This is a genomic window from Caproiciproducens sp. MSJ-32, assembly GCF_018918055.1.
GTDB lineage: Bacteria > Bacillota > Clostridia > Clostridiales > Clostridiaceae > Clostridium.
Genome location: NZ_JAHLPS010000011.1, coordinates 25,147 through 44,558, shown reverse-complemented (window position 1 = coordinate 44,558; position 19,412 = coordinate 25,147). Strand labels below are relative to the sequence as shown.

18 protein-coding genes are annotated in these 19,412 nt (G+C 28.5%); 2 read left to right on the top strand and 16 right to left on the bottom strand.

What is annotated here, in order from left to right; genetic code table 11:
• Positions 1-139 precede the first annotated feature (139 nt).
• The 12 genes from ffh to pta form a co-directional block, all read right to left on the bottom strand.
• On the bottom strand, positions 140-1,492 hold the full coding sequence (gene ffh, locus KQI16_RS01215; RefSeq protein WP_216431609.1) for a signal recognition particle protein: 1,353 nt from the start codon (positions 1,490-1,492) through the stop codon (positions 140-142).
• Positions 1,493-1,510: 18 nt separating this feature from the next.
• Positions 1,511-1,840: a putative DNA-binding protein gene (locus KQI16_RS01210; protein WP_216431608.1), complete on the bottom strand. Its 330-nt coding sequence runs from the start codon at positions 1,838-1,840 to the stop codon at positions 1,511-1,513.
• A gap of 93 nt (positions 1,841-1,933) precedes the next feature.
• The gene (ftsY, locus tag KQI16_RS01205) at positions 1,934-2,848 is read right to left on the bottom strand and encodes a signal recognition particle-docking protein FtsY (RefSeq protein WP_216431607.1); all 915 of its coding nucleotides are present in this window, start codon (positions 2,846-2,848) and stop codon (positions 1,934-1,936) included.
• A gap of 10 nt (positions 2,849-2,858) precedes the next feature.
• Positions 2,859-6,422: a chromosome segregation protein SMC gene (gene smc / locus KQI16_RS01200; protein ID WP_216431606.1), complete on the bottom strand. Its 3,564-nt coding sequence runs from the start codon at positions 6,420-6,422 to the stop codon at positions 2,859-2,861.
• 300 nt (positions 6,423-6,722) lie between these two features.
• Complete coding sequence (locus KQI16_RS01195) at positions 6,723-7,757, bottom strand: elongator complex protein 3 (protein ID WP_216431605.1); 1,035 nt, start codon at positions 7,755-7,757, stop codon at positions 6,723-6,725.
• The gene (rnc, locus tag KQI16_RS01190; protein WP_216431604.1) at positions 7,750-8,448 is read right to left on the bottom strand and encodes a ribonuclease III; all 699 of its coding nucleotides are present in this window, start codon (positions 8,446-8,448) and stop codon (positions 7,750-7,752) included. The genes KQI16_RS01195 and rnc overlap by 8 nt, the downstream gene beginning before the upstream one ends.
• 113 nt (positions 8,449-8,561) lie before the next feature.
• Positions 8,562-8,792, bottom strand: a complete 231-nt coding sequence (acpP, locus tag KQI16_RS01185) for an acyl carrier protein (protein WP_216431603.1) — start codon at positions 8,790-8,792, stop codon at positions 8,562-8,564.
• A gap of 76 nt (positions 8,793-8,868) precedes the next feature.
• Complete coding sequence (plsX, locus tag KQI16_RS01180; RefSeq protein WP_216431602.1) at positions 8,869-9,870, bottom strand: phosphate acyltransferase PlsX; 1,002 nt, start codon at positions 9,868-9,870, stop codon at positions 8,869-8,871.
• A 53-nt stretch (positions 9,871-9,923) separates the two neighbouring features.
• Positions 9,924-10,109, bottom strand: a complete 186-nt coding sequence (gene rpmF / locus KQI16_RS01175; RefSeq protein WP_119865090.1) for a 50S ribosomal protein L32 — start codon at positions 10,107-10,109, stop codon at positions 9,924-9,926.
• Between the two features lie 2 nt (positions 10,110-10,111).
• Positions 10,112-10,621: a YceD family protein gene (locus KQI16_RS01170; RefSeq protein ID WP_216431601.1), complete on the bottom strand. Its 510-nt coding sequence runs from the start codon at positions 10,619-10,621 to the stop codon at positions 10,112-10,114.
• 197 nt (positions 10,622-10,818) lie between these two features.
• Positions 10,819-12,018 carry an acetate/propionate family kinase gene (locus KQI16_RS01165; protein ID WP_216431600.1) on the bottom strand — a complete coding sequence of 400 codons (1,200 nt, stop codon included), beginning with the start codon at positions 12,016-12,018 and terminating at the stop codon, positions 10,819-10,821.
• 20 nt (positions 12,019-12,038) lie between these two features.
• The gene (gene pta / locus KQI16_RS01160) at positions 12,039-13,040 is read right to left on the bottom strand and encodes a phosphate acetyltransferase (protein WP_216431599.1); all 1,002 of its coding nucleotides are present in this window, start codon (positions 13,038-13,040) and stop codon (positions 12,039-12,041) included.
• A gap of 215 nt (positions 13,041-13,255) precedes the next feature.
• On the opposite strand from pta, the gene KQI16_RS01155 reads away from it, so the two are divergent.
• Together KQI16_RS01155 and ylbJ are read left to right on the top strand one after the other, a co-directional pair.
• On the top strand, positions 13,256-14,461 hold the full coding sequence (locus KQI16_RS01155; protein WP_216431598.1) for a nucleotidyltransferase: 1,206 nt from the start codon (positions 13,256-13,258) through the stop codon (positions 14,459-14,461).
• A gap of 46 nt (positions 14,462-14,507) precedes the next feature.
• A complete protein-coding gene (gene ylbJ, locus KQI16_RS01150; protein ID WP_216431597.1) occupies positions 14,508-15,692 on the top strand; it encodes a sporulation integral membrane protein YlbJ in 1,185 nt (394 codons plus the stop codon).
• Here ylbJ and KQI16_RS01145 read toward each other — a convergent pair.
• The 4 genes from KQI16_RS01145 to recG are packed head-to-tail and all read right to left on the bottom strand — an operon-like array spanning position 15,678 to position 19,374.
• Complete coding sequence (locus KQI16_RS01145; protein ID WP_216431596.1) at positions 15,678-16,214, bottom strand: ATPase; 537 nt, start codon at positions 16,212-16,214, stop codon at positions 15,678-15,680. The two genes, ylbJ and KQI16_RS01145, sit on opposite strands and share 15 nt — an antisense overlap.
• A gap of 26 nt (positions 16,215-16,240) precedes the next feature.
• Positions 16,241-16,714: a pantetheine-phosphate adenylyltransferase gene (gene coaD, locus KQI16_RS01140; protein WP_216431595.1), complete on the bottom strand. Its 474-nt coding sequence runs from the start codon at positions 16,712-16,714 to the stop codon at positions 16,241-16,243.
• A 14-nt stretch (positions 16,715-16,728) separates the two neighbouring features.
• Positions 16,729-17,283 (bottom strand): 16S rRNA (guanine(966)-N(2))-methyltransferase RsmD, encoded by a 555-nt coding sequence (gene rsmD, locus KQI16_RS01135; protein WP_216431594.1) that lies wholly within the window; start codon positions 17,281-17,283, stop codon positions 16,729-16,731.
• Between the two features lie 60 nt (positions 17,284-17,343).
• Positions 17,344-19,374 (bottom strand): ATP-dependent DNA helicase RecG, encoded by a 2,031-nt coding sequence (gene recG / locus KQI16_RS01130; RefSeq protein ID WP_216431593.1) that lies wholly within the window; start codon positions 19,372-19,374, stop codon positions 17,344-17,346.
• Between the last annotated feature and the right edge of the window lie 38 nt (positions 19,375-19,412).

Genomic DNA, 19,412 nt, shown 5'->3' with positions numbered 1-19,412 from the left:
CCATTTTTTGTTTAAAACAAGCTTTCTAAATCAATTTTTTTAAATTTTAAAGAAAAACTGAACAATATTGTGTAATTATACATGTAGCTACGCTATTTTTTCATATTTACTTTACACAATCATTAAACTTACTAATATATTAACTTAAAAAAGGCATTTTACCAAAAAAACCTTTTTTAGATTTTTTCTGAAGAGATTTCATTTGCTTCATTTGTTTTCTCATCATGTCAAAACCTTTAATAAGTTTGTTAACATCCTGTAATGTTGTACCAGATCCCTTTGCTATTCTCTTTTTCCTTGAAGAAGATCCAGCTATGAGCTTTGGATTTCTTCTCTCTTTAGGTGTCATAGAATAAATAATAGCTCTTATCTTTGCTAATTGTTTTTCACTAGCATCAAAATCTATATTTTTTATTTCCTTAGGAATCCCCGGTATCATGTCAATTATTTTACTCAAAGAACCAAGTTTTTTCATTTGATCCATTGCCACTAAATAATCATCATAAGTAAAATCATTTTCTAGCATTTTGACACTTAGTTCTCTTGCTTCTTTTTCATCAATAGCTTCTTGAGCTTTTTCTATTAATGAAAGAACATCTCCCATTCCTAGAATTCTTGAAGCCATTCTATCTGGATAGAAGACTTCAATATCGCTCATCTTTTCGCCAACACCTATAAATTTTATTGGCTTTTCTATAATATGTCTAATTGATAAAGCTGCTCCACCTCTTGTATCTCCATCAAGTTTTGTAAGTATAACTCCTGAAATATCTAATGCTTCATTGAAACTTTCTGCAACATTTACTGCATCTTGACCTGTCATTGAATCAACTACAAGTAATATTTCATTAGGTTTTACTTCAGCTTTAATATTTTTAAGCTCTTCCATTAGATTATCATCTATATGAAGTCTACCAGCTGTATCAATTATTATTACATTGTTGCCATTTTGTCTTCCATGAGCTATACCTGCTTTGGCTATATCTACAGGGTTTACCTTATCACCCATTTGGAAAACTGGAATATCAATTTGTTTACCAACAACTTCTAATTGCTTAATAGCTGCTGGTCTATAAACGTCACAAGCTACCAATAAAGGTTTCTTATTTTGTTTTCTTAGTTTTAGCGCAAGTTTACCACTCATTGTAGTTTTACCTGCCCCTTGAAGCCCAACCATCATAATTACTGTTGGACCTACTGAGTTAAAATTAATTCCGCTTTCGCTGCTTCCCATAAGAGCTGTAAGTTCGTCGTTAACAATTTTAATAACTTGTTGAGCTGGTGTCAAGCTTTCAAGAACTTCACTACCAACACACTTTTCACTGATATTTGAAATTAACTTTTTAACAACTTTAAAGTTTACATCAGCTTCAAGCAACGCAAGCTTTACTTCTCTCATGACTTCTTTTATATCTTTTTCAGTAAGCTTTCCTTTACCTCTAAGCTTTTTGAAAGCTTCCTGAAGTTTTTCTGATAAACCCTCAAAAGCCATTTATTAACCTCCTATGATTTACAAATCTTTTAGAATTGATCGAAATATTTCATAATCTTCAGAACTAATGAAATATTTTTCTTGTAATCTTTCTAAAAGATTATTAATTATTTTTTCTTTCTTTATACTTTTTTCAAGTAAATTAAGTTTACTTTCATAGGATAGTAGTTGTTTATAACATCTTTTTATTAAATCATGGATAGCTTGACGGCTTGTGTTATTTAATTCAGCAATTTCAGCCAAGGAAAAATCCTCATTATAATAAAGCTCCATAATTTTAAGTTGCTTTTCTGTTAGTAATGAACCATATAGATCTATTAGTAATGAAATTTCAACTCTATCTTCCATTGTTCTCACCTTACCACAGAAAAGATTTTAACAAAACTATCCTGAGGTGTCAAGTATTTTTACTTAACACCATAATATTTTTTATTTATCTTTTTAAAATAATGCTTCAACAAATTCTTCTGCATTAAATTCCTGAAGATCATCAATACCTTCTCCTACTCCAATATATCTTACTGGAATATTTAAAGTATTTTTAATTGAAATAACAACTCCGCCTTTTGCTGTTCCATCAAGTTTTGTTAATATTATCCCATCGATTAGGCAAGCTTCCATAAATTGTTTTGCTTGATTTACAGCATTTTGGCCAGTAGTTCCGTCTAAAACTAATAAAGTTTCCTTTTTAGCTTCTTTATATTCTCTGTCTAAAATTCTGCCTATCTTTGCAAGTTCATCCATTAAATTTTTCTTATTATGAAGCCTTCCAGCTGTATCACAAATTAATAAATCAATATTTCTTGCCTTTGAAGCAGAAATAGCATCAAAAACTACGGCTGCAGGATCTGATCCTTCAGAATGTTTTACAATATCTACTCCCGCTCTTTTGCTCCATACTTCTAGTTGATCAATAGCAGCAGCTCTAAAGGTATCGGCTGCAGCAAGTAGGACCCTCTTGCCATCCTTTTTATTTTTTGCAGCCAATTTACCAATAGAAGTTGTTTTACCAGCACCATTTACTCCTATAATCAACATAACTTTTTTATCGTAATCTTCATTATTTATATTTTCTGTTCCCTCTAGAAGCATTTCTTTAATCACTTCTTTTAAGGCATCATAAACTTTATTAGGATCATTTATTTTTTCTTTTCTTATTTTATTTTTTAATCTCTCAATTATATCAATAGTTGTATCCATACCTATATCTGCCATAACTAAAATTTCTTCTAGTTCTTCATATAAATCATCATCTATTGTAATTGCAAGCTTAAGAGTTTCATTTATCTTATCTGTTAAAGCATTCTTAGTCTTTGTTAATCCAGTTTTTAAATTTTCAAAAAATTTTCCAAACATATTTATCCTCCTAATTTCTACTATTTAAGTCTACCGATACAACTTTAGATACTCCTTTTTCCTCCATGGTAACACCATATAAAATATCACTTGCTTCCATGGTTCCCTTTCTATGAGTTATCACAATAAATTGAATCTTTTCTGAGAATTTCTTTAGAAATTCGGCATATCTTATAACATTGGCATCATCAAGGGCTGCCTCAATTTCATCTAATATACAAAAAGGCGTTGGCTTCATTTTAAGAATAGAAAATAAAAGTGCTATAGCTGATAGAACCTTTTCTCCTCCTGACATCAAGTTAATATTTTGAAGTTTTTTGCCTGGAGGCTGAACATTTATGTCTATACTAGCAGAAAGCTCGTCCCCTTCCCCTAATATAAGCTCAGCATTTCCTCCTTTAAATAATTCCCTAAAGGTTTCATTAAAGTTTTTATTTATAATTTTAAAGTTTTCAACAAATAGTTCCTTCATTTTTTCTGTCATTTCATTAATTACTGTAATTAACTCTTCTTTGGATTTATTTAAATCCTCTTCTTGTTTTGACATAAATTCATATTTTTCACAAACTTCTTCATATTCTGATATAGCTTTTAAGTTAACTACACCTATACTTGCTATTTTATTTTTAAGACTTCTAATACTATCCTTAACTTCTCCTATATTATTAATTTCAACTGCAATTTCACTAGCTTCTGCTAATGTCAGATTTTGTTCTTCATTAAGTTTTTTATAGCAATTTTCCCTTTCATTTTCAAACTTTGCAGATATAATTTCCCTTTTATTTAATTCACTTTCTTTATGTTGAATTTCTTCTACTAACTTATTAATAATTTCACTTTTTATTTTTGACTTATCCTTTAAACTTATTCTATTAATTTCATCCCTTTTAAATACTTCCTCTAATTCCTTTAATCTATTATTAATAATTTCTATTAATTTTAATTTTTCTTCTATCTCTTTATGAAGTTTTTCTATAACTTCTTTTTGTTCCTTTATCTCTCTATTTAATTTATTTATTTTTTCTTTTCTTTCTATTATTTCTTTTTCTTTACGTTTTATTTCACTTTGTGTACCATAAATACTTTCATCTAAAGATGCCTTATTAATTTTTATTTTTACAAGATCTTCTTTCTTTTCTTCATAAATCTTTCTTTTCTCACTAATTGTTTTTTCTAAATCTAAAGCCCTGTTCTTGCTTTCAAGACTATTCTTTTCAAGCTCAATCAATATTCCTTTATTTTTCTCAAGTTCTATTCTTAACTTTTCTAAATTATCTTTATTAATATTAATTTCATTTTCAGCAACTTCTAATGAACTCTTAAGCTTATGCTTTTCTTTATCTAAAACTAATTCTTCACTTTCAAATTTAGCAATATCAATATTTTTAATGTGAAGTTCATCATTATAATTTAGAATTTTTTCATCTAATTCCTTTATTTCTAACTTTAATTTATCTAAGTTTTCTAATTCATTAGCATATTCCCTTTTATTAATCTCAATACTTTCTTCTAGTTCTTGAAGTTCTCTTTTTCTTCCTAAAATACTCGCTTTATTTTTATTATAAATACTTCCACCAGTTAAAGCTCCCCCTGGATTAATTACCTCTCCATCTAGAGTAACAACTTTTACTTTATGACTATAAATTTTTGATATTTTAAAAGCAGCATCCATATCTGATGCGACTATAGTTTTTCCTAAGGCATATTCAATAATTTCTTTATATATTGGATTATAAATTAAAAGATCAGAGGCTAATCCTAAAAAACCTTCTGTCCTTTCGATTTCCTTCGAAATATTCAGCTTATTGCCTCTAATAATATTTAAAGGCAGAAAGGTTGCTCTTCCTAAAGAATTCATCTTTAAATAATTAATTAATTTTTTTGCTACTTCTTCATCTTTTGTAATGATATTAGAAATAGTTCCTCCTAAAGCAATTTCAATTGCAGTTTCATATTTTTTATCAACCTGAAAGATCTCTCCTAAAACCTTTGTATCTTTAGCATCCTTTATTTTTCCTTCTTGTATTCTTTCCATAAGCCTCTTTACAGAAAGATTGTAGCCTTCATAATTTTTTTCTAAATCCTTTAAGGTTCCGAGTTTTCCCTCAAACATATTTATATTTTTTGATATTTCTCTAATCTTACTTTCAATTTTTGTTCTATCTTTAATCAAAGAACTTAACTTCTTTTTATCTATTGATATTTTTTCTTCAAGGATTCGCTTTTCTTCTTTACATTCAGTAATTTTTCTTTTTAATCCTTCAATAGTAGCTAAATTAATCTTTATATTATCTTTTATTATTTGAATAGAGTTTTCAGAATTTAAAGATATTTGTTCTTTATTTGAAATTTCTTTACTTAATAAGGCAATTTTATTCTTAGTTTCAGAAATTTTGCTTAAAAAATCAAATTCTTCATCTTTAATAGCAGATATTTCTTTTTCAAAATCTTCAATAAGTTTTGATATTGATTTAATATTATTTTCCATAATATTAATCTCATTATCTTTTTTTAATTGCTCTTTTATCTTTTCTTGAAGATTTTCAAGTAAAATATTCCTTTCAGTTTCTAAAGAAGCTAAATAATTATTTATCTCATTGATTTCCAATAAACTTTTATTAATTACTCCTTCTAGATTAGATATTCTTTCCTTAAATATTTCAATATTTCTATGATTTTCATTTAGCTTATCTTTCTTGGCATAATATTCTTCTTTTTCACTTTGATTTTTATTTTCTAAAGTTTCTATTTCTTTTTCAAAATTTATATAATCTTTTTTCTCAATTTCTAATTCTTCTCTTTTTTCATTAATTTCTGTAATTCTTTTATCTATATCTCTTTTGACTTCTTCTAAATCCTTTTCTACCCTTTTAATATTTTCTACCAAAAGAGATACTTCTTTCATCTTTAACTCATCAGCTAAAGCTTTATACCTTAAAGCCTTCTCCCTTTCTTCCCTTAAAGGCTCTATTCTTTCTTCATATGTATGTATTATATCTCTTATTCTAATCAAATTATTTTCTGTATTCTCTAATCTACGTTCAGCTTCTTCCTTTCTTGTTTTATATTTAACAATTCCAGCAGCTTCTTCTAAAAGAGCTCTTCTATCTTCAGCCTTTCCACTTAATATAGCTTCAATTTTACCTTGTCCAATAAGAGAGTAACCTTCCTTACCAATACCGGTATCCATAAATAGATTCTGAATATCTTTTAATCTGCACTTTTGATTATTTAATAAATATTCTGTTTCTCCTGATCTAAAAATTCTTCTTGTAACAGTAATCTCAGAATATTCTGTATCTAAAGAGTTGTCAGAATTATCTAAGGTTAATGAAACTTGAGCTAATCCAACAGGCTTTCTATATTGGGTCCCTGCAAAAATAATATCTTCCATCTTTCCGCCTCTTAGAGTTTTAGCACTTTGTTCTCCAAGAACCCATCTTACAGCATCAGAAATATTACTTTTCCCACTTCCATTTGGTCCAACTACAGCAGTTACCCCTTCTTTAAAATTTAATATAGTTTTATCTGCAAAGGATTTAAAACCCCTTATTTCTATGGATTTTAAAAACATAGATACACTCCCCGCCTATATCAATGATACCAGCAAACTAGCGGTAACCATTATTATTAAAATTATAGTTATAATATTAATCATTTTTTGTCTTGTTTTCTTCTTCATAAACATCACTCCTACTCTTATTTAGTTTATATTAAAGAAAAAAAAATATCAATTAGCAAAAAAGAAGATTGATAGCAATCTTCTTTTTTGCAAATCACAGCTCACAATTGAGAATAAAAGGACTGGGCTTAAAAGACTTTTAATCAATCTTCTTATATAAAACAACAATTTTATTTGCACTAAAAAATAATACTAAATTGTTATCTTTTCTAATCTTTTTAGGACAATTATATTTATATTATCTCTTGCTATCTTATCATTAGTTCTAACACTGATTTTTCCTTTATGATTTTCTTTAAGCTTATTAAAATAAAACTTTTTATTAGCATAAAGTTTACTTAAATCTCTAGAATTTAACTCAATAATAATATCTTCTTCAGATTTAATAGAATTTTTTATTTTATCACACATTAAACTGCCTTCTACTAATTCTCTAAAGGAAGGATGAAAAGGGCCGCTTATTACATCTTTACCAAGGGTTATAGTATCCGTTGCTTGAAGGCCAATTCTTATAATATTTACCTTTGCCTCTTTATAAAGTTGATAGATTTTTTTAGAAATTTCAACCGCTTCCTCTAATGTATATGGTTTATAAATTCCTCTATAATACATTTCTTCCATAGGCGTATCCTTTATTACAAGAGAAGGATATATTCTACAAATATCAGGCTTCATTTCAATTGATTTTTTTGCCGTTTCTATATCTCTTTCAAAATTATCTCCTGGCAAACCTGGCATAATTTGATGCCCTAAGATAAAACCATATTCCTTAATTAATTTTGATGATTTTTCTACATCTTCAGCACTATGTCCCCTTCCAGAAAGCCTTAGAATTTCATTATCCAAAGATTGTACACCTAACTCTATTATATCAACCTTATATTCCTTTAAGTAATTTAAAATATAGCTATTAATAGCATCTGGTCTAGTAGACATTCTAATCTTATCAATTAAGCCCTTTTCTTTATAAACCTTTGCTACCCTCAAGAGTTCTTTTTGCTTATTTACAGGTATTGCAGTAAAGGTTCCTCCAAAAAATGAAACTTCCACTATTGCATTATTTTTATCAATAGTATCTAAATACTCTCTTATTGTTTCTTCAACTTCCTCTGCCGTAACTTCCTTTTGCAAAGTTCTTGCAATTTTATCTTGATTGCAAAAAACACATTGATGAGGGCAGCCAACATGAGAAATAAATATTGGAATAATATAATGTTTTTTACTCATTTCTTCCCTCCAAAATTCTTAAGGCTTCCTTTGCTGCATTCTGCTCTGCTTCTTTTTTGCTATATCCTTCTCCTCTTCCTAGTTCTTTATTTTCAATAATAACTGAAGTATAAAATTTTCTCCTATGAGGAGGCCCTTCATATTTTAATAATTCATATACTATTGAAACTTCTCCCGATTTTTGAAGTTCTTCTTGAAGCTTTGTTTTATAATCTAATATAATATCATTTTTTATCGCCTTCTCAATTATTTCTTTAAAATGTCCAATAATATAATCCTTAGTATATTCTATCCCTTTATCTAAATATATTGCTGCAATCAATGCTTCAACAGCATCTGCAGTAATTGAAGCTCTTTCCCTGCCGCCAGTAAGTTCTTCTCCTCTGCTTATTCTTATAAAATATCCTAAATCCAGCTTTTTGCCAATTTCATAAAGAGAATTTTCACAAACTATAAGACTTCTTATTTTAGTTAATTCTCCTTCACTTTTATCTTTATAATTTAAAAATAAATATTCTGTAATACATAATTGTAAAACTGCATCTCCCAAAAATTCTAATCTCTCATTATATTCTTGATCCTTATGCTGATTAGCATAAGAACTATGTGTTAAGGCTGCTTTTAGTAAATTCTTTTCATTAAAAGTAACCCCTACAACCTCCTCAACTTCTTTAATATTAAATTTTCCCATCAGTTACACTCCTTGAAGTTTATTCTTCAACTTGCTTTAATAATCTGAACAAATTCAAGAATAAACTAGTTTTGATATTCTTAATAAAAATCCCGCATATTTGCGGGATTTCACTATTCTTCAACATGATTTCTTAAATATTCTACTACATCTCCAACTGTTTTAAAGCCTTCAGCATCTTCGTCAGGGATTTCAGTATTTAATTCGTCTTCTAAAGCCATCATAAGCTCAACAAGATCTAATGAATCAGCGTTTAAATCATCAACAAAAGAAGATTCCATAGTTATATCATCTTCATTAATACTTAATTTATCTGCTATTATTTCTCTAACCTTCTCAAACATATTATTCACCTCCTAGACACTTCATTTAGATAATATTATATAATATTTATCTAGTCAATATGAATATTTGTATTTATTACATATTATTTTGAAGCTCTATTTTAATCTTTTCTAACACATTGTTATCGTAAAATTTCTTTGTTTGATTAATAGCATTTTTAAATGCTTTTCCATCAGAGCTTCCATGAGCTTTAATACATATTCCATCAACACCTAGGAAAGGCGCCCCGCCTACTTCAGTATAATCAAATTTCTTTTTTATACTAGTAAAAACAGGCTTTAATAATATAGCTCCAAGTTTACCACTTAATCCTGAAGACATAATTTCTTCTTTAATGATTTTTAGCAGATTCATAGCAACACCTTCGTACATTTTTAATAAAGTATTGCCTACAAAACCATCACAAACTAAAACGTCAACATCACCTTTAGAAGTTTCTCTAGGTTCTATGTTTCCCACAAAATTAAGATTTTTTTCTTCCTTGAGTAATTTATATACGTTTTTTGTTAATTCATTTCCCTTTTCTTCTTCTTCTCCAATGTTTACAAGACCAATAGATGGGTTATCTTTTTTCATTACTTCTTTAAAGTAAACCTTTCCCATCTTAGCAAATTGAAGCAGATAGTTTGGTTTGCAATCAACATTAGCTCCAGCATCTATTATCATAAAATGCCCATTTTTTCCAGGCATAATAGGTGCTAAAGCAGGTCGCTCAATACCTTTAATTCTTCCTACAACCAATGTGCAGCCTGCTAAAAATGCTCCTGTACTTCCAGCAGAAATTATAGCATCACATTCCTTATCTTTTACTAATTTCAATGCTTTGTATATGCTCGAATCTTTCTTTTTCTTTAATGCCATTACAGGATGCTCATTAGTAGAAACTACTTCTCTTGCGTCTATAATTTTTACTAAATTTTTATCGTATTCATATTTATTTAGTTCTTCTTCTATTTTTTCTTTAGGACCTGTTATATAGTATTCTATTCCTTTGTATTCTTTTAAAGCGCTTATAACACCCTCTACCACAGCTTGAGGTGCATTATCTCCGCCCATGCCGTCAATAGCTATTTTCATATAAATTCGCCCCTTTGCTTATATATAAAGAAAAGAAAGTCTAATGACTTTCTTTATTCTTCTGATGAAGCAACTACTTCTTTACCATTATAGAAGCCACAATTTTTGCAAACTCTGTGAGCTAATTTCATTTCATGACATTGTGGGCATTCAACTATACCAGGTAAGCTCGCTTTGAAAGTTTGAGCTCTTCTTGAATTTCTCTTTGCTCTATATGTTTTTCTAGCAGGATTTCCCATTACTACACCTCCTTATTAGCAAACAACTCTTGTAACTTTGCCATTCTTAAGTCTACATCATTTGACTCACATTGACAAGAATCTTCGTTAAGATTTTTACCACATTTTTGGCAAAGTCCTTTACAATTGTCTGTACAAAGTCTCTTAATAGGTAAGGTTGAAACAATTATATTTTCAACTACTTCTGCAATATCTAATGTATTGCTGTCTACAAAAATAATTTCGTCTTCTTTTTGAAGTTCCTCATTATTTGTAAACCTTTCTTCTATATCAATATCTATTGGATAGATAAAGGCCTCTAGGCATCTTGAACAATTTAATTGTAATTTTGTTTTTATGGAAGCTTTAAGAGTTAAAACATCACTAACAGAAGTAATTTCTCCAACTACATTTACAGGATCAACAAACTTAATTTCTTCTCCATCAAAAACAAATGATGATAATTCATATGCTAGGTTAATTTCTTTTTTTCTGCTTTTAGCTGAGACTAAATCTGAAAATTCTATAATCATATGTATTAGCTCTAAATTTTGTTTATTATGATTTAACTTTATAAAAAATTAAAACATAATTTAAAGCAGAGCTTTTTTCACTCCTTAGATAAAAATTTGCTGAATAAACACAATTTATTATATAAAGCGCATGATTAAAAGTCAAGCAATTTGTTATAAATTGCTTAAACTAATAAAAATGCACTTTATAATTACTTCTACTTGCTTATTAATTCAACAGTATCTCTTGCTATAACTAATTCTTCATTAGTTGGAATAACAAAAGCTTTTACCTTTGAACCTTCTTTTGATATTTCCCTAACTTTTCCTCTTACCTTATTTTTTTCTGTATCTATTTCAACACCTAAAAATTCTAATCCCTTTAAAATTCCTTCTCTTGTTTCTGGACCATTTTCACCTACACCAGCAGTAAATACAATTGCATCAACACCGCCCATAATAGCTGCATATGCACCAATAGTTTGTTTTACTTTATATTCAAATATATCTAAAGCAAGTTGTGCTCTATGAACTCCTTCTTTAAAGGCAGCATCTTCTATATCCCTAAAGTCTGAGCTGATTCCTGATATACCTAAAACTCCTGACTTCTTATTTAATAAGTTATCAATTTCTTCAATTGATAATCCTTCTTCTTTCATTAAAAATGGTATTATAGCTGGATCTATATTACCAGATCTTGTTCCCATAGCTAACCCTTCAAGAGGTGTGAAGCCCATTGATGTCTCTACAGAAACTCCACCCTTTACAGCTGTTATGCTTGAACCATTTCCTAAATGACAAGTAATTATTTTTAAATCTTTAATGTCTTTTCCCATTAATTCAGCTGCTTTTTGAGAAACATATTTATGAGAAGTTCCATGGAAACCATATTTTCTTATTCCATGCTTAGTATATAATTCATATGGCAATGCATATAAATATGCTTTTTCTGGCATTGTTGAATGAAATGCATTATCGAATACTGCTACCATTGGAGTATTTGGCATTAGCTCTTCACAAGCTTCAATACCAATCATATTTGCTGGATTGTGTAATGGTGCTAATCTAAAGCATTCTCTTATATAGTTTTTAACTTCTTCGTTTATTACAACAGATGATTTGAATTTTTCTCCACCATGAACTACTCTATGTCCAACTGCTGATATTTCGTCCATTGATGATATTACACCATTTTCTTTATCTATTAAAGCTCCTAATACTAATTGAATAGCTGCTTTATGATCCTTCATAGGTTGTTTTATTATGTATTTTTCTCTGCCTTCAACCTTTTGAGTTAATACTGAACCTTCAATTCCAATTCTTTCTACTAATCCTTGAGCAATTGCTTCTTCAGTATTCATATCGATTAATTGATACTTAAGTGATGAACTTCCACAATTAATAACTAATACCTTCATTTATAATCCTCCAAAGCTTATTATTTTATTGATTGTGCTTGAACAGCTGTCAATGCAACTACATTAACTATATCGTCAACACTGCATCCTCTTGATAAATCATTTATCGGCTTAGCAAAACCTTGACACATAGGTCCAATAGCTTCTGCATTTGCAAATCTTTGAACTAATTTATATCCTATATTTCCACTTTGTAAATCAGGGAAAATTAAAACATTAGCTTTACCAGCAACTTTACTGTTTGGTGCTTTTTGTGCCGCTACACTTTCAACAATAGCTGCATCTAATTGTAATTCACCATCAATTAGTAAGTCTGGTCTTAATTCCTTAGCAATTTCTGTTGCCTTTCTTACTTTTTCTACTAATTCTCCATTAGCACTTCCCATTGTTGAGTAAGACAACATTGCTACTCTTGGTTCTATTCCGCATAGATTTTTTGCTGTATCTGCTGTTGCTATTGCAATAGCAGCTAATTGTTCTGCTGTTGGATTTGGATTTACAGCACAGTCTGAGAATAATAACATACCTTCTTCTCCATATTTTGCATTAGGCACCATCATAATGAAGAAACTTGAAACTACTGAAACTCCTGGTGCTGTTTTAACTATTTGTAAGCCTGGTCTTAATAAATCACCAGTAGTATGAACCGCTCCTGAAACCATTCCATCTGCATCATCTAATTTAACCATCATTGTTCCAAAATATAATGGGTCTCTTACTATTTGATTTGCTTTTTCTAGAGTCATTCCCTTATTTTTTCTTAACTCATAGAACTTATTAACATATTCTTCTAGTTTTTCTGAAGTATTAGGATCAATAATTTCAATTCCTTCTATATTCACTCCTAAATTTTCAGCTTTTCTCTTTATCTCATCAATATTTCCAACTAAAACTGGATAAGCTAAACTCAGATTGTTAATTTTTTCCGCTGCTTTTAATGTTCTTTCCTCATCGCCTTCTGGAAGAACTATTCTTTTTTTGTCAGCTTTTGCTGACTCCCATAATTTATTCATAAGTTCCATAATAAAAACTCCTTTCAAAAAGATACGAACTTTACTCCATATACTAATATACTCCTATCTTGCTATACTTTTCAACCTAAAGTTCTCTATTTCTATATTTCTTTATATTTCTAATTTTCAGACAACGTTAAAATTTATACTATTCTTTTGTATATTTTTTCATATTAAATAGATTTTATGCTATAATATTAATAATTCCCTAAAGGAGGTAATTTATGAATATTACTGGAATTATTACTGAATATAATCCTTTTCATAAAGGTCATTTATATCACTTAAAAAGTGCAATAAAAACTACAAATTCAGATGCTATCGTTTGTGTTATGAGCGGCAACTTCGTTCAAAGGGGTGGTCCAGCAATTATAGATAAATATAAGAGGGCTGAAATTGCAATCTTAAACGGAGTTGATTTAGTCCTCGAATTGCCATGTTATTATTCCGTATCTTCCGCAGAATTTTTTGCAAAGGGTTCAGTATCAATACTTCACTCTATTGGCGTAGTTAATAATATTTTCTTTGGTAGTGAATGTGGAGATATAGAAAAGTTGAAATTAATTGCTAATTTTTTAACAAATGAAAGTGAAGAATTTAAGCTTGAAATAAAGAATAACTTAGATTCAGGTCTAACTTATGCAAAAGCAAGAGAACTATCTATCAATAAATTTTTAAAAGAGGATAATTTGAAAGATATATTAAAAAGCTCTAATAATATTTTAGGAATAGAATATATTAAGGCATTGATTAGATTAAATAGTAATATTACTCCTTTAACCTTAAAAAGACAAGGTTCTAACTACAATGACAAAGAGTTAAGTTCTAATTTTTCTTCTGCAACAAGCATCAGAGAATTTCTTAAAAATAATAAAAATCTGGATGAGTTAAATAATTATCTTCCTGCTGCAACTATAAATTATTTGAAAGATTTAAAAAATAGTAATTATAACTTTGTATTTGAAAAAGACATGTATAAATACATAAAATATAGGATATTAAGTAATAATATAAACTTTAATAATCTACAAGAAATAAAAGAAGGATTAGATAATAAAATATTAAAAGAAATATATTCAAGTATTTCTTTTGAGGATTTTATATTAAAAATAAAAAGCAAAAGATATACTTATACTAAAATTTCAAGGTTGTTAACTCAAATTTTTCTTTCTTTTGATTCTTACAATTATAAAGAACTATTAGACGAAAAAAATCTTTATGCCCGAGTTCTTGCCTTTAATGGAAAAGGGAAAAAAATTCTTAAAGAAATGAAAAAGAATTCTCAAATACCAATTATAACAAAGATTTCTAAAAAAAATATCAATCCTCTTTTAAATTTAGATATTAATGCAACAAAGGCATACTCTATTTTAAACAACTCTTTAAATCCGTTGAGTGATTTTTTAAATTCTCCGATTATAAAAGATTAATATAAAAAAGACATGTGCATATAAATACTATATAGGAGGTTGTTTTATGTTTAGTATTTATATTCTCTGTCTTTTTATTTTTTGTCTCATTTTTTTATTACTAAAATTATTAAATGTAAAGAAGAATTATATAATATCTATTTTTATTACTTTTTTTATAATATTATTTGTTATGAATTTAGCTTCAAATATAAAATCAGCAGTTGATGGAGTAAAACTAGTTATAACTGCAATAGTTCCAACAATATTCCCTTTCTCTGTAATATGCAATTTATTAATATATTATGATGGAATAGAACTTTACTCAAAACTGCTAGGTCCACTAATATGCAGACCACTAAAACTTTCAAATAATTGCTCCTTCCCCTTAGCTGCAAGCTTTATTTGTGGATATCCTTTAGGCGCAAAGTATGCCTCTGAAATTTATGAACTTAACTACATAGATAAAAAAGAATATGAAAGATTATTAAATATAGCCTCCAATGCCGGACCTATTTTCATCTTAGGCTCTATCTCAATTGCTATTTTAAATAATATTAAATTTGGATACCTATTACTAATTGCAAACTATTTGTCTGTAATATTAATCGGTTTACTGACAAGAAGAAAATCAACCCATATAAAAAATCGTAAAATCAAAAATATTTTTGCGAATAATAGCTTTGGAACAAATTTAAAAAATGCAGTTGAAAACTCAGTAGCTACTACTATAAACGTAGGTGCCTTTGTAATTATTTTTTCTGTGATTATTAATATTATAAAAAGCAATACCATAGTAAGTATTGCTTTTAGTAGGATTGAAAATTTATTTAATTTACCATCACAGTTTCTCTATAATTTATTTTTAGGAACCATGGAGTTTACTAACGGAGCTAAATTAATTGCTGATTCTGAAATTTCCATTATATTAAAGCTAAGCATGATAAGTGCCATATTATCTTTTTCAGGTTTATCAGTAATTGGACAAGTGTCTTCACTAACAAGTCATTGCAAGCCTAATATTAAAAAATATGTATTCTATAAATTTTTACAAGGAATATTAAGCTTTTTTATTACTTTTATCTTTGCCTCAATTTTTTTAAACTCTATTAATACTTCTTCAATATATTATTCAAGAGGGCAAATACTAGTGAAAATTTATAAACTAAATGGCATTTTATTAGCTTTACTTATTTTTAGTTTAATATATCAAATACTATATAAAAAACATAAAAGATTACATTTCTCTTAACTCGGCTATATTTTCTTTAATTCTTGAACCAGTAGCACTTAAATTTTTATCAATTTCTTTTGCTGCAATTTCAAAAGCTTCCTGCATATTTTTAATTAAAATAGCCCTTTGTTCTTCTATTTCTCTATCTATTTGTGATAGTATTTCTGTTGAATATTCTCTAGAACCTAATCTGATTGCCTTAGCATCTCTTTGAGCTAAGGCAATTATTTCATTTGCTCTAGCTTTGGCTTCTTTAACAATATCATGATTTTCAACATTCCTCTTCATCATTTCTAATGTTTCTCTTCTTATATTGTCATATTCTTTCTGAGCATCTTGCAATATTCTATCTTTTTCATTCATTACCCATTCTGCTTTTTTTAATTGATCCGGTAAAGTATTAATTATTTGATCAATTACTTCTAAAAATTCTTTTTTATCTACTATAGCTTTACCTGTAATAGGTACCTTTGGTGAACTTTCTATTAATTCTCCCAAATATTCTAATAATTCTATTATATTATCCTCTACTTTCTCCATATTTTCCCCCTCGATTTATTCTCCTTTTAAAATTTATTTTTAATTTCATCAATTAATTCTTCAGGAACAAGTCCTTCAATACTTCCACCAAATTTAGCTACCTGCTTTACTGCTGATGAACTAACATAAGAATATGCAGACGAAGTCATCATAAAAACAGTTTCTATATCTGGGTTAAGTTTAGAATTCATAAGGGACATTTGGAATTCATACTCAAAATCTGCTACTGTTCGTAACCCCTTTAGTATCACCTTTGAATTATGCATCTTTGCAAAATCTACTAAAAGACCATCAAATCCTAAGACTTCTACATTTTTTAAATCCTTAGTAACTTTTTTTATTAAATTAACTCTTTCTTCAATAGTAAATAAACATTTCTTATCTACATTTACTAAAACTGCTACTATAAGTTTATCATAAATTTTAGCTGCTCTAGTTATTATATCTAAATGTCCATTTGTTATTGGATCAAAACTTCCCGGATAAACTGCTATGTTCATTTCTTTCTCCTTGATTACCCTTCATATTTATACAAACACACTGTTGTATTTCCATATTTTCTACTTTTTAATAGTCTTATTTTATTGTATCCTTCGAATATTTCTTCTATAGAATCTATTTTAGTAACTATTATTCCATTTTCATCTAACATATTGTTTTCTTCTATTATTTTCATTGCCTCAGGAATCATATCTTTACAATAAGGAGGATCAATAAATATGATATTAAATACCTTACCTAACTTATTTAATTTCCTAAGGGCTTCATAGGCATCCATATTTAAGGCTGTACAAAAGTCTTGAAACTTTAAGCTTTCTATATTTTTTTTAAGGATAGGAAAAGTTGTGCTGCTCTTATCAACCAAATACACTTCCTTAGCCCCTCTGCTTGCAGCTTCTAATCCAAGGCTGCCAGTTCCTGCAAAAACATCAACTACTAATGCATCCGGTATATAGCCTTGAATCATGCTAAACATAGCTTCCTTAACCCTATCTAAAGTTGGTCTAGTTTCTAAAGTTTCAGGAGAAAGTAATTTTTTTCCTCTTGCTTTACCTGCTATTATTCTCATTTGCTTTCCTCCTAGTATTGCATTTTGATTTTACCACAATAAACAATTATATACAATTTTTTAATTAAAACAAATATATCGACTATATCTTTCAATTGATTTCGATATATTCTTGCATAAGTTTACATCTTCTCTTTCTTCTGATTTTATTAAATTATTCGCCTCAAATCTAGCACATTTTAAGATATCTATATCCTCATAGATATCTGCAAGAATCAATCCTAAATCACCGCTTTGCCTTAAACCAAACATTTCCCCAGCACCTCTTATTTTTAAGTCCTGCTCAGAAATATAAAAACCGTCAGTTGATTCAGTCATGATCTTCATTCTTTTCTTAGTCTTATCATTTTTAGCTTTTCCAATTAATATGCAATAGGAATCATAACTTCCCCTTCCAACTCTTCCTCTTAATTGGTGCAATTGAGCTAAACCAAATCTTTCTGAATTTTCTATTATCATAAGAGAAGCATTTGGCACATTTACACCTACTTCAATTACCGTTGTTGATATTAATACCTTAGTTTCATTTAACTTAAAAGAATTTATTATTTCATCCTTTTCCTTTGCTCTCATTTTGCCATGTAAAATTTGAATAGGAATATCTTTAAATATACCACTTTTTAATTCCTCAAAAAGTTTTTCGACAGAATTTAAAGTTAATTTTTCATCTTCTTCAATCAAAGGACAAACTATGTAAACCTGTCTTCCCTTTTTTATTTCTTCCCTTGCAAAACTATAGGCTAACATTCTATCTTCTTCACTATAGAATTTTGTTTTTATCGCCTTTCTTCCTGGTGGTAACTCATCAATTATTGATACGTCCAAATCTGAATACATGCATAAGGCCAAGGTTCTAGGAATAGGTGTAGCACTCATAACTAAAACATCAGGCCTTTTTCCTTTAGTTATAAGCTTATTTCTTTGTTCAACTCCAAACCTATGCTGCTCATCTGTTATAGCTAATCCTAAATTTTTAAATTCTACATCTTCTTGAATTAAGGCATGAGTTCCTATTACTATAATATTATCCCCATTTTGCAGTCTTTCTTTTATCCTTCTCTTCTCTTTTTTACTCGTACTTCCTGTTAAAAGTTCAATATCAATATTAAAAGGCCTTAATAATTTTAAAGCTTCTTCATAATGCTGATTAGCCAATATTTCTGTAGGTACCATTAAAGTAGCTTGATAGCCGTTTTTAACTACATTAAACATTGCTATTAATGCAACAATTGTTTTTCCGCTTCCCACATCTCCCTGTAGCAGTCTATTCATAGGATATGGACTTTTTTGGTCTATTAAAATTTCTCTAACAACTCTGGTCTGAGCATTTGTTAAACTATAAGGTAAGGCTTCCTTTAAGTCAGTTAGTTCTTTATGCCAACTAAAAGATATGCCATTTCTTTGCTTAATTTTATTTTTTAATAATAACAATTTCATAGAATAAGTAAATAATTCTTGAAACTTAAGTCTTTCTATCGCTCTAAACAAATCGCCTCTGCCTTTTGGAAAGTGTATTTCTCTTATTGCAGTGTCTAAATCCATTAAATTGTATTTTAACAATATTTTTTTTGGAATATTATCAGATATGATAGTATTATCTAATACTTGATTTACTAATTTTGGAATTATTTTTTCTGACATATCTCCCTTTAAAGAATATTTAGGAATGATTTCACTTTCAATAGCATCTTTACATCCAATTATAGGATTTACTACTTCTAAGTTATTTCCATTTTTTTTATACTTTCCTACTAGATCATAAGTCTCGTTAAGTTTATATTGGTTTTTTATGTATTTTTGATTAAACCATTTCGCTAAGACAATATGTTTTTTATAGGCAAACTTTATTGTAGAAATAACTTTACCGCTTTTTGTTCTTATATCTCTATCAAATCCAATTACTCTACAGGACAATATATATTTTTTATTTTCGTCAATTTCTTCAAATTCACAATTTGATATTATATATTCATAATCCCTCGGAAAATATAAAAGCAAATCATAAATTGTAAATATTCCACATTTATTAAGCTTTTCACAAAGCTTTGGCCCTACTCCCTTTAAAGTAGAAATTTCCATTGATATATTCATTTATTCACCTCAAATTTAAGTGACTTAATAATTTATTA

Bases quoted from the DNA above. Each gene is read 5' to 3' on its own strand.
- ffh (WP_216431609.1), bottom strand. From the start codon at position 1,492: ATGGCTTTTGAGGGTTTATCAGAAAAACTTCAGGAAGCTTTCAAAAAG.
- KQI16_RS01210 (WP_216431608.1), bottom strand. From the start codon at position 1,840: ATGGAAGATAGAGTTGAAATTTCATTACTAATAGATCTATATGGTTCA.
- ftsY (WP_216431607.1), bottom strand. From the start codon at position 2,848: ATGTTTGGAAAATTTTTTGAAAATTTAAAAACTGGATTAACAAAGACT.
- smc (WP_216431606.1), bottom strand. From the start codon at position 6,422: ATGTTTTTAAAATCCATAGAAATAAGGGGTTTTAAATCCTTTGCAGAT.
- KQI16_RS01195 (WP_216431605.1), bottom strand. From the start codon at position 7,757: ATGAGTAAAAAACATTATATTATTCCAATATTTATTTCTCATGTTGGC.
- rnc (WP_216431604.1), bottom strand. From the start codon at position 8,448: ATGGGAAAATTTAATATTAAAGAAGTTGAGGAGGTTGTAGGGGTTACT.
- acpP (WP_216431603.1), bottom strand. From the start codon at position 8,792: ATGTTTGAGAAGGTTAGAGAAATAATAGCAGATAAATTAAGTATTAAT.
- plsX (WP_216431602.1), bottom strand. From the start codon at position 9,870: ATGAAAATAGCTATTGACGGCATGGGCGGAGATAATGCACCTCAAGCT.
- rpmF (WP_119865090.1), bottom strand. From the start codon at position 10,109: ATGGGAAATCCTGCTAGAAAAACATATAGAGCAAAGAGAAATTCAAGA.
- KQI16_RS01170 (WP_216431601.1), bottom strand. From the start codon at position 10,621: ATGATTATAGAATTTTCAGATTTAGTCTCAGCTAAAAGCAGAAAAAAA.
- KQI16_RS01165 (WP_216431600.1), bottom strand. From the start codon at position 12,018: ATGAAGGTATTAGTTATTAATTGTGGAAGTTCATCACTTAAGTATCAA.
- pta (WP_216431599.1), bottom strand. From the start codon at position 13,040: ATGGAACTTATGAATAAATTATGGGAGTCAGCAAAAGCTGACAAAAAA.
- KQI16_RS01155 (WP_216431598.1), top strand. From the start codon at position 13,256: ATGAATATTACTGGAATTATTACTGAATATAATCCTTTTCATAAAGGT.
- ylbJ (WP_216431597.1), top strand. From the start codon at position 14,508: ATGTTTAGTATTTATATTCTCTGTCTTTTTATTTTTTGTCTCATTTTT.
- KQI16_RS01145 (WP_216431596.1), bottom strand. From the start codon at position 16,214: ATGGAGAAAGTAGAGGATAATATAATAGAATTATTAGAATATTTGGGA.
- coaD (WP_216431595.1), bottom strand. From the start codon at position 16,714: ATGAACATAGCAGTTTATCCGGGAAGTTTTGATCCAATAACAAATGGA.
- rsmD (WP_216431594.1), bottom strand. From the start codon at position 17,283: ATGAGAATAATAGCAGGTAAAGCAAGAGGAAAAAAATTACTTTCTCCT.
- recG (WP_216431593.1), bottom strand. From the start codon at position 19,374: ATGAATATATCAATGGAAATTTCTACTTTAAAGGGAGTAGGGCCAAAG.